This window comes from Roseovarius halophilus (ex Wu et al. 2025), assembly GCF_047086965.1.
Window position 1 is genome coordinate 21,115 of record NZ_JBKOTX010000052.1, and the last position, 9,722, is coordinate 30,836.

Annotated in this window: 7 protein-coding genes, 1 tRNA gene and 2 rRNA genes; 5 read left to right on the forward strand and 5 right to left on the reverse strand. The window is 61.4% G+C overall.

The window, feature by feature from the left end; translation table 11 throughout:
- Positions 1–96: 96 nt before the first annotated feature.
- Positions 97–2,175 carry a TonB-dependent receptor domain-containing protein gene (locus ACH107_RS12470; protein WP_412506133.1) on the forward strand — a complete coding sequence of 693 codons (2,079 nt, stop codon included), beginning with the start codon at positions 97–99 and terminating at the stop codon, positions 2,173–2,175.
- A 66-nt stretch (positions 2,176–2,241) separates the two neighbouring features.
- On the opposite strand, the gene ACH107_RS12475 is transcribed toward ACH107_RS12470, so the two are convergent.
- Positions 2,242–2,676, reverse strand: a complete 435-nt coding sequence (locus tag ACH107_RS12475; protein ID WP_412506134.1) for a c-type cytochrome — start codon at positions 2,674–2,676, stop codon at positions 2,242–2,244.
- 190 nt (positions 2,677–2,866) lie between these two features.
- On the opposite strand from ACH107_RS12475, the gene ACH107_RS12480 reads away from it, so the two are divergent.
- Both ACH107_RS12480 and ACH107_RS12485 read left to right on the forward strand, forming a co-directional pair.
- Complete coding sequence (locus tag ACH107_RS12480) at positions 2,867–3,445, forward strand: hypothetical protein (RefSeq protein ID WP_412506135.1); 579 nt, start codon at positions 2,867–2,869, stop codon at positions 3,443–3,445.
- 309 nt (positions 3,446–3,754) lie between these two features.
- The gene (locus tag ACH107_RS12485; RefSeq protein ID WP_412506136.1) at positions 3,755–4,195 is read left to right on the forward strand and encodes a CBS domain-containing protein; all 441 of its coding nucleotides are present in this window, start codon (positions 3,755–3,757) and stop codon (positions 4,193–4,195) included.
- Between the two features lie 41 nt (positions 4,196–4,236).
- On the opposite strand, the gene ACH107_RS12490 is transcribed toward ACH107_RS12485, so the two are convergent.
- A complete protein-coding gene (locus ACH107_RS12490; protein ID WP_412506137.1) occupies positions 4,237–4,983 on the reverse strand; it encodes a Crp/Fnr family transcriptional regulator in 747 nt (248 codons plus the stop codon).
- Between the two features lie 276 nt (positions 4,984–5,259).
- Here ACH107_RS12490 and ACH107_RS12495 point away from each other — a divergent pair, with 276 nt between their 5' ends.
- Together ACH107_RS12495 and ACH107_RS12500 are read left to right on the forward strand one after the other, a co-directional pair.
- Positions 5,260–5,706, forward strand: coding sequence for a hypothetical protein (locus tag ACH107_RS12495; protein ID WP_412506138.1), 447 nt, complete (start codon positions 5,260–5,262; stop codon positions 5,704–5,706).
- Between the two features lie 44 nt (positions 5,707–5,750).
- Positions 5,751–6,329: an HPF/RaiA family ribosome-associated protein gene (locus ACH107_RS12500; RefSeq protein WP_412506139.1), complete on the forward strand. Its 579-nt coding sequence runs from the start codon at positions 5,751–5,753 to the stop codon at positions 6,327–6,329.
- A gap of 544 nt (positions 6,330–6,873) precedes the next feature.
- Here the strand turns inward: ACH107_RS12500 and ACH107_RS12505 are convergent.
- The 3 genes from ACH107_RS12505 to ACH107_RS12515 all read right to left on the reverse strand — a co-directional run bounded on the left by ACH107_RS12505 (position 6,874) and on the right by ACH107_RS12515 (position 9,631).
- Positions 6,874–6,950: transfer RNA gene (locus ACH107_RS12505), tRNA-Met, on the reverse strand.
- A 59-nt stretch (positions 6,951–7,009) separates the two neighbouring features.
- Positions 7,010–7,124, reverse strand: a 5S ribosomal RNA gene (gene rrf, locus ACH107_RS12510).
- 108 nt (positions 7,125–7,232) lie between these two features.
- Positions 7,233–9,631, reverse strand: a 23S ribosomal RNA gene (locus ACH107_RS12515).
- Between the last annotated feature and the right edge of the window lie 91 nt (positions 9,632–9,722).

Here is a 9,722-nt window from a genome sequence, read left to right on the forward strand (position 1 = left end):
CCTGATTCCGGGCGCGCATCGCGCGCCATGACAAGGCGCCGGCGCCAGATTGGGCGTCGCGCGCTCAACGGCACACAAGATCGAAGGTTCAAGATAATGTTTCGACACAACAAGGCGCAGCTTGCCGCGCCGACAGCATTGCTGTGCTCCCTGTCCGGGGCGGCACTGGCACAATCCTCCGCGGAGACGGATATCATGGCGGATGCGGCTTTCACGCTCGACGCCATCGAGGTGGTGGCCCCCGCCCGACAAGACGGGCCAATGACCAGCATCGTCGCCCCCGGCGACATGAACACCGCGCCGGTTTCGGATGGCGGCGCGTTCCTGCGCGAACTGCCCGGCGTCACGTCGGGGCGCATGGGCGGACACGGGCTGGAACTGGTGATCCGCGGACAGCAGCAGACCCAGCTCAACATCATCGACACGGGGTCGTTCACCTACGGGGCCTGTCCCAATCGCATGGATCCGCCCACCAGTACCGCGTCGCTGAACCGCGCCGACACGATCATCGTCGAGAAAGGCTATGCCAGCGTCACGCATGGCGCCGGCGGGTCGGGGGGCACGGTGATCCTCGAACGCGAAGCGCCCGAACTGGAAACCGGTGATGCCTTCTCGGGCAGTTTCTCGGCCGGGGGTGGCTCCAACGGCACCGGCAGCGAGGTGTCCGGCGACTTCACGCTCGATCTTGGGGGCGGCGCCTACGTGGAAGGCGCGGCCGAGCGCAAGTCGGCCGACAATTACACCGACGGCTCGGGCCGGACCGTGCGCAGCGCCTACGAGGAAACCGGCGCGGGCGTCACGGTCGGCTATGTCGGTCAGGGCGTCGATCTGGCCTTCGACGTGGATTACACGCTGGCCGAGGATGTCCTGTTCCCCGGGGCGGGGATGGACAGCCCGCTGGACGAGACATTCGTCTACCGGTTGCGCGGCGGTGTCGACATGGATGCCGGGGCGTTGACGCGGATCGAGGGCAACCTTTACCTCAGCACGGTCGATCACGTCATGGACAATTATTCACTTCGTCCCGCGGGCGGCATGGTGATGCGCACGCCCGCGACGTCGGACACCACGGGCGGCAAGCTGGAGGCGCACCTGGCCTTCGGGGCGACACAGGCCAAGCTGGGCGTTGATTTCAGGTCCAACGAGCGGCTGGCCACGGCCTATGCCGGCATGGCGTCCATGATTCCGCTGCTGGAGGCGGCGGACCCGTCGCGGGCGCGGTTCCTGCTTTGGCCGGACGTGACGATCGCGCAGACCGGGCTTTACCTTGAAACGGAAACGGACCTGTCCGAACGAACGGCCCTCACACTGGGGGCGCGGTACGATTACGTCGAGGCAAGCGCCGGTGCCGCGAATGTCGCGCCGGCGCTCGACGGGGGGCGCACGCCGAACAGCTACTATACCATGCAGTACGGCACTGATTTCAACGCCATGCGCGAGGAACACAATTTCGGCGCCCTGGCGCGGCTGGAATACGCGCTCGACGCCAACACGAAAGTCTTTGCCGGGCTTTCACGCTCGGTCCGGACGGCGGACGCGACGGAGCGGGCCATGGCGCGCATGAACTGGGTGGGCAACCCGGACATCGACCCGGAAAAGCACCATCAGCTCGACTTCGGGGTGCAGTGGGACCGGGGTGACGCCTACCTGAATGCCGCGGCCTATGCGGACTGGGTGGATGACTACATCCTGCGCGACCAGTTCTCGGTCGCGGGTGTCACGACCTATCGCAATGTCGATGCCCGGCTGTCGGGTGTCGAACTGTCCGGCGGCTGGACGCGTGGCGGCCTCGAGATCCGGGGCGATGCCACGTGGACCCACGGCGAGAACCTGAGCGACAACCGCGCGCTTGCGCAGATCCCGCCGCTGCAAGGGCGGGTTTCGGTCGCCTATGGGCACGACGGCTGGCGCGCGGGTGCGCGGCTGAACTGGGCCGCCGAACAGGACCGCATCGACCCGTCCCGCGACCCGGGAACGACCGATGGCCATGCCACGCTGGACCTTTTCGGCAGCTACGAGATGCACCGGAACGCGGTCATCAAGGCTGGCGTGAACAACGTGACCGACCGGACATATGCCAATCACCTGAGCCGGTCGAACCTGTTCGATCCGGCCGTCACGCAGGTGAACGAACCGGGGCGCACGTTCTATGTCAGGCTGGACACCGAGTTCTGACACCCCGCCCGGTGCGGCCCTGCCGCGCCGGGCACCGTGACCGTCGGACAGGCCGGGCGCGTGCCGCTATTGCTGGATCGACTGCAGGAAATGCACGAGTTCCAGTATCCGGTGCCGGACGCGTTCGGCGTTCATCCTGTCCGGCCCCCACTTGTAGAATTCCTGATCCATGTAGCGATCCCCCCACACGGGCATCTGGCGGTCGCCGTGGGCGGCGATGTCGGCGCGGCCGTCGATGACGGCGAACACCTCGTCGACGGGGAATTCGCCGCCGTTATTGGCTGCCAGCATCGTCAGGTCACCCGGATCGACCCCCTTGAAAACCCGCGTGAGGAAGCCCGCGCCCTTGCCGTCTCTGCCGTGACAGGACGCGCAGGAATTTATGAATTCGTCGGCGCGCGCCTCGAAGGTGGTCTCCATTTCCTGCGCCGATACCGCTATCGGGTGCGAAAGCGCCAGAACTGCCACCGCGCAGAATGATTTCAATCTCCGCTTGGTCATCGTGTCTCCTCCCCTTGACTGGACGGTGTTCGCAGTTTCGGGCGTTCCCGCCGCGCGGTCGTTAACCTTCGTCAAACAATGCGGGCCGGACCCGGTGACGGCGCGGCGCAGCGCACGCTCATTAATGCAAATCAACGACCGCGGCGAAACGGGGCGCTAGGGGGTGACGACACAACCCGAGGAGGCGCACATGTCGGAAACATCCGCGACGAAAAGGAAGACGACCTACATCAACATCCCCGAAGCCGTCGGTGTTTTCGACAGCGCGGCGGACCTGAAGGCCGCGTTCCACGACCTTCGGTTGATGGGATTCCGGCTGGACGAGATCAGCGTCCTCGCCCGGCAGGAAGTGCTGGAGGAAAAACTGGGCCGTGCCTTCTGGCAGGCGCCCGAACTGGAGGATGACCCGAACGCGCCGCGCGCGACATTCATTTCCGAGGAAGCCATGGGCGAGCTGGAAGGCGGGGTCGCCGGCGGGTTCTTCTTCCTGGGGTCCTATATCGCGATGGCCGCGTTGCTGACACCGGCCAGCACGCTGGCCGCGTCGATCGCCGCGATCGCGATCGGGGGCGGCCCGGCTGGAATCATCGGCGCATTGCTTGCGCGGCGCATCGGACATCGGCACAGGGATTACTACGAAAACCAGATACGCCACGGCGGGATCCTGATGTGGGTGCGTGTGACCGACAAGGTGAAGGAGGACTTGGCGGTCAAGATCCTCGAGGGCCATTCGGGGCGCGACGTTCACGTTCATCCATGGTCCGAATAGGGCGGGCAATCCTCGCGGCCGTGGCGCGTGTTGCTTTTCTCGGGATGCGCGCCGCACTCGTTTCCCTCAAGATGACAGGTGGTGTGGCCACACGCCCACGCCGTGCATTTTCAGGTTGTTGCCGCAGGTTAAGGCGGTTAAGAGCAGTTTCAAGGCAAGCTGGTGCTGTGCAAGGCCGGATGTGTTTGACTTCGTCGGCGTACGAACCAACATCATGCACGCAAACTCAAATCCGGTTCCGGGGATATGTCATTGGGCTCAATCAGGATGAATGCCAAAAATGAAATCCATTCGGATACATCCTGCAACTTGGCATTTCAGGACGTCAAGAAAGCCGTCGGCACGATCATGCGGCAGCCAGCCGTCACCGTACATCCGACGGCGACAATCGACGCGGCAGCGCGGCTCATGCGGGACGAAGCGGTCGGGATGCTGGGCGTTCTCGATGATGACGGGGCATTGGTGGGCGTGCTGACCGACCGGGATATCGCCATCCGCACCATCGCCGCCGCCGAGTTCCCGGGCGATGTTGTTGTCAGTGAGTCGATGACCACGACGGTAATTGTCTGCTACGAAGCGCAAAGCGTGGAGGACGCTGCCGCGATCATGGGCGACAACCAGATCCGTCACCTGCCCGTTCTCGACGCGGCGGGACAGCTTGTCGGTCTTTTCTCGCTCGACATGATCGCCGAGGATGTCTCAGAGCATCTGGCCGGCGAAACGCTGGGCGAGGTCGTGGAAACGCGCTGAGCACCGACAGGCCGGATAAATGCGGCGCACGCGGCGCTTTTTCAGAACGGCAGGATACAGCGCCGCAAGTCTTCACGCATGATTCCTGCCAGTTCGGCCAGTGCCTCGGGCTCCAGTATCCGGATGTCCATGTGGTTCTTCATGGTCAGGATGCCGTTGCGGGCCATCCGGCGCATGGTCCGGCACACATGAACCGACGACAGCCCGACATAATCGCCCAGTTGCTGTTGTGTCAGCGGCACGTGGAAATCGTTTGACGGCATGTTCGGAACACGATCCAGCCGGATGCAAAGCTCCAGCAGTGCATAGGCGATGCGCATCTCGGCGGTCCCCTTGCCGAGGCGCAGCATTCGCTCGGCCCGGCGCGCGGCCCTTGCGGCATCCATGCTGCGCATGACGTGCCGTGCTTCGGGCCAATCCTCGGTCAGCCGGACCCAGCTGGCATGGGGGATCGCCGCCACCGCCCCGTCGGTGAGCGCCTCGACCGTGACGCACGACGTGGTTCCGTCGGCGGCGGCGGGATCGATGATGTCGATGGGCATTGCGAAGTCGATGATCTGGACCTGTCCATCGCAGAGTGACTTGCTCAGCGACAACCACCCTGTCATCACGCAAAATATGGTGTCGTTCCGGTCGCCTTCCAGCAGGAGCGTGCTGCCGGCACGCAGCGGCCGCACGTGACGCCCGAACAGCGCCTCGACAGGCGTCGCATGGCCCCGGTCGCCCGATGATGGAAATCCAAGGGGCATGCCACCCGGTTTCGTTATGAAATGTCGATCAGAAAACATGACAATCCTATCCTTTTATAAGCTCAAGTGTACAAGTTTTCGGCAGGGGCACTCGTAAAAATGCAAGAAAAGAATCGGGCCATCACCCCCCTCGACCGTGGTAGATTGCTGTGCGTTAACCCTCATTGATTTGAATCAAGTTTCTCGCCTTCTGGTAAAAGGGTATCCCGAAGCAGCCTTGGCGTGTCTTTACTTATGTTAATGCGCCTGTGGCGCGGGATGCGGACACTCTGCCAAGATCGCGATCAAGCCACCTCACCTGTCAGGAGCGAACACATGGCAAAATCCAAGTCCGGCCCCTCGGCGCTCAATCACATGACGCGGCAGATGACCGACATGATGACGCAGAACGCGATGCTCGCCCCTCAGGTCGAACATTTCTGGGAGGCGCAGGAGAACATCCTGAACGAGACCGAACGATTCGCGCGACACTGGTTCGAGCGGCGGCATGCCGCCACGCGGACGGCGCTGGAAGCCGCGCACGACGTGGCGCGGAACGGATCGTCTGACCCGACGATGATGATAAAAGCGATCACCGACTGGCAGGCGCATTCGATGGAAAGGATCGCCGCGGACATCGAGGATTGCGCCGAGTTGTTTTCGCGGTGCGCCGGGCATGTGACGCGGGCCGAGACCGAGGCAGGTGAAGAAGGTCTGGAAGAGGCCGCCCGCAACGTCAACGCGGCCGGCGCCGCGCAGCGGCATGCCTCCGTACCGGTCTGAGAGCGGCCGCGGGCATACATCGACGCGGCGGCAAGGAGAGAATGATGCAGATACCGCTGGAATGCTCGTTTCACGACGTCGAGCACACCGAGGAGATCGAAACGTTACTGCGGGAGAAGGTGGACCAGCTCGAAGCGTTTCACGCCGGCATAACCAGTTGCCGCGTTCACCTGCGGGCGCCCCACAAGCGCCATCGCAAGGGCAATCTGTACGAGATCACGGTGGAGGTCAGGGTGCCGGGCACCGAGTTGGCCGTGCATCACCATCAGGAACAGACGTCGGAGCACGAGCATCTTGCCGTCGCGATACGGGATGCTTTCACCGCGATGTCGCGAAAGCTCAAGAGGCGCAAGCAGAAGGCGCGCGGCGACGTGAAGGCGCATGAGGGCCAGCTGCAGGGCAAGGTTTCCGAAATCCACCATGCCGAAGGCTTCGGCCAGATCACGGCAAATGACCACCGGCTGATCTATTTTCATCGCAACAGCGTGATCGACGGCCGCTTCGATGATCTGAAGACCGGTGATGCGGTGGAAATGGTCGTTCAGGACGCGGAAAGCGACATGGGGCCGCAGGCAAGCACGGTACGCCCCATCGGATCAATGCAATACACGCCGGGAGGCTGACCGCGTGGCGGGGCCCTGCTCCCCGCGCCTGCCGATCAAGGGCATTTTCGGAAATGTCTCCCCTTTCGGGCATGACTGATCCCGTCCATGCGGCTTCAGGTAGGCAAGCGTTGCAACGCTCTGTAGACAGCATACCGCATTTCTTGTGCGCCGCATAGTACTGCCGGGCATCCCGGCCATGCTTGTTGACACTTCGGATGGCAAGGAAGATCGTGAAACGCCGGTCAAAAGGCACGGTATCGGGATAACCGGGCGCCAAACCTGCCTCCTTGACGTGGTGGTCCATGGTGCTCCGAACCAACTCGGGAGCGGGTGTCAGGACGCCGGTTGTGAAGGCGATTTCAAAGTCATCCGGCGCTAATTCACGGCTGGCGGACCGACCAAGGGATTGCCGGCACGGTTACGGTGCCGCGCGCGGGGTCGTTTGTCTTGGTGATGTGGCGGTTTCGGGCGTGGTTTTGGGATCGTGACGTCTGCATCACGGCGTGGTCGCGGTGGCCACCCAAGAGTATGGCGCGGGTACTTGGCGTGTTTTCGGACGGTTTGGTTGCGGGAGTAGGATTTGAACCTACGACCTTCAGGTTATGAGCCTGACGAGCTACCGGACTGCTCCATCCCGCGGCAATTTTTGTCCCTTTTTGGGGACGTGATCGTAAGAGAGATACGCGGGGCTTTTCCAGGTTTGGCGGCGACCTACTCTCCCACGTCTTGAGACGCAGTACCATTGGCGCTAAGGCACTTAACGGCCGGGTTCGGGATGGGACCGGGTGTTTTGCTCTTGCTATGACCACCAAACCGGGGAAAGCCCCTGTTTTTTCCAAGTCGTGTACACTTTGAGTGTATGCTTTTGGTCCGTCGGGCGCGTGTTTTCGGCGCCCGGGCCATGTCTGGCTTTTACTGGATCAAATCAAGCCTTTCGGACAATTAGTACCGGTCAACTGAACGCATTGCTGCGCTTACATCTCCGGCCTATCGACGTGGTGGTCTACCACGGTCCTCGGGGATACCTTGTTTTGAGGGGGGCTTCCCGCTTAGATGCCTTCAGCGGTTATCCTGTCCGATCATAGCTACCCTGCACTGCGGCTGGCGCCACAACAGGTCCACCAGTGGATCGTTCACCCCGGTCCTCTCGTACTAGGGGCAACTCCTCTCAAGTATCCTACACCCACGGCAGATAGGGACCGAACTGTCTCACGACGTTCTAAACCCAGCTCACGTACCTCTTTAAACGGCGAACAGCCGTACCCTTGGGACCTGCTCCAGCCCCAGGATGAGATGAGCCGACATCGAGGTGCCAAACACTGCCGTCGATATGGACTCTTGGGCAGTATCAGCCTGTTATCCCCGGCGTACCTTTTATCCGTTGAGCGATGGCCCTTCCACGCGGGACCACCGGATCACTATGGCCGTCTTTCGACTCTGCTCGACTTGTCAGTCTCGCAGTCAGGCTGGCTTCTGCCATTGCACTCAACGAGCGATTTCCGACCGCTCTGAGCCAACCTTCGCGCGCCTCCGTTACTCTTTGGGAGGCGACCGCCCCAGTCAAACTACCCGCCACGCAGGGTCCCGGACCCCGATGAGGGGCCGCGGTTAGACATCAAGCAGAGCAAGGGTGGTATCTCAAGGAAGGCTCCACAGGAACTGGCGTCCCTGCTTCGAAGCCTGCCACCTATCCTGCACATGCTGTGCCTGATGCCAGTGCGAAGCTGTAGTAAAGGTGCACGGGGTCTTTCCGTCTAACCGCGGGAAGCCTGCATCTTGACAGGCAATTCAATTTCGCTGAGTCGATGTTGGAGACAGCGGGGAAGTCGTTACGCCATTCGTGCAGGTCGGAACTTACCCGACAAGGAATTTCGCTACCTTAGGACCGTTATAGTTACGGCCGCCGTTTACCTGGGCTTCAATTCGGTGCTCTCACACCTCCTTTTAACCTTCAGGCACCGGGCAGGCGTCAGACCCTATACGTCGTCTTGCGACTTCGCAGAGCCCTGTGTTTTTAGTAAACAGTCGCCACCCCCTGGTTTGTGCCCCCAGCCAATACTTGCGTAGAAACTGGGCCTCCTTCTCGCGAACTTACGGAGGTATTTTGCCGAGTTCCTTCAACATCGTTCTCTCAAGCGCCTTGGTATGCTCTACCAGTCCACCTGTGTTGGTTTAGGGTACGGTCTGATGGAGGGGCTGTTTCCAGGGACTGATCAGCGGCCCATCCAATCCGATAAGGATGGACAACCGTCACAATCCGTCACCACCTCCCGGCCCAGGAATATTAACCTGGTTCCCATCGGCTACGCCTTTCGGCCTCGCCTTAGGGGCCGGCTTACCCTGCTCAGATTAGCTTTAAGCAGGAACCCTTGGACTTTCGGCGACAGGGTCTCTCACCCTGTTTGTCGCTACTCATGTCATCATTCTCGCTAGTGATCTCTCCACCGGATGGCTCGCGCCCCGGCTTCATCGAAAGCCTCTCTCCTCCAATGCGGGCGGACCCGCCAAGGAGGAACGAGACTGTGTCACACTACGCTCTGCTACCAGTGCATACGCACTCCTCGGCTTCGGCTCGTGGCTTGAGCCCCGTTACATCTTCGCCGCAAGACAGCTTGATTAGACCAGTGAGCTGTTACGCTATCTTTAAAGGATGGCTGCTTCTAAGCCAACCTCCTGGTTGTTTTGGCCGTCTCACCTGCTTTCCCACTTAGCCACGAATTGGGGGCCTTAGCCGGAGGTCAGGGTTGTTTCCCTCTCCACCGCGGGCGTTAGCACCCGCGGTGTGTCTGCCATCCAGTACTCCCCGGTATTCGGAGTTTGGTTAGGATCAGTAAGCCTGTGGGGCCCCATTACCCATCCAGTGCTCTACCCCCGGGGGTATTCGGATGACGCTCTACCTAAATAGATTTCGCAGAGAACCAGCTATCTCCGAGTTTGATTGGCCTTTCACCCCTAGGCACAACTCATCCCGATCTTTTTCAACAGATGTGGGTTCGGCCCTCCAACAAGTGTTACCTTGTCTTCAGCCTGGTCATGCCTAGATCACTCGGTTTCGGGTCTGATCCATCCAACTCGACGCCCTATTAAGACTCGCTTTCGCTGCGCCTACACCTAACGGCTTAAGCTTGCTGGATAGACCAAGTCGATGACCCATTATACAAAAGGTACGCCGTCACAAGACTGGACACTGATGACAATCATTTCGTGGGGATGGACACCCGGACGTGAACCGTTTCGAGGCCGGGGTTCGTGCCGTAAATCCCCGCGTTCGACCGGTGGTCGATCCCGAGGCTCAGCCGCATCCCGTTATCGGCCTGGTAGCCGACCTCGAGCCCCGAGCGGAACTCGACGGGCCCGCCGAGATCCACGCCGTCACCCGCCTCGTAGAGGCCGGTCATGGCGTGAAGCTGC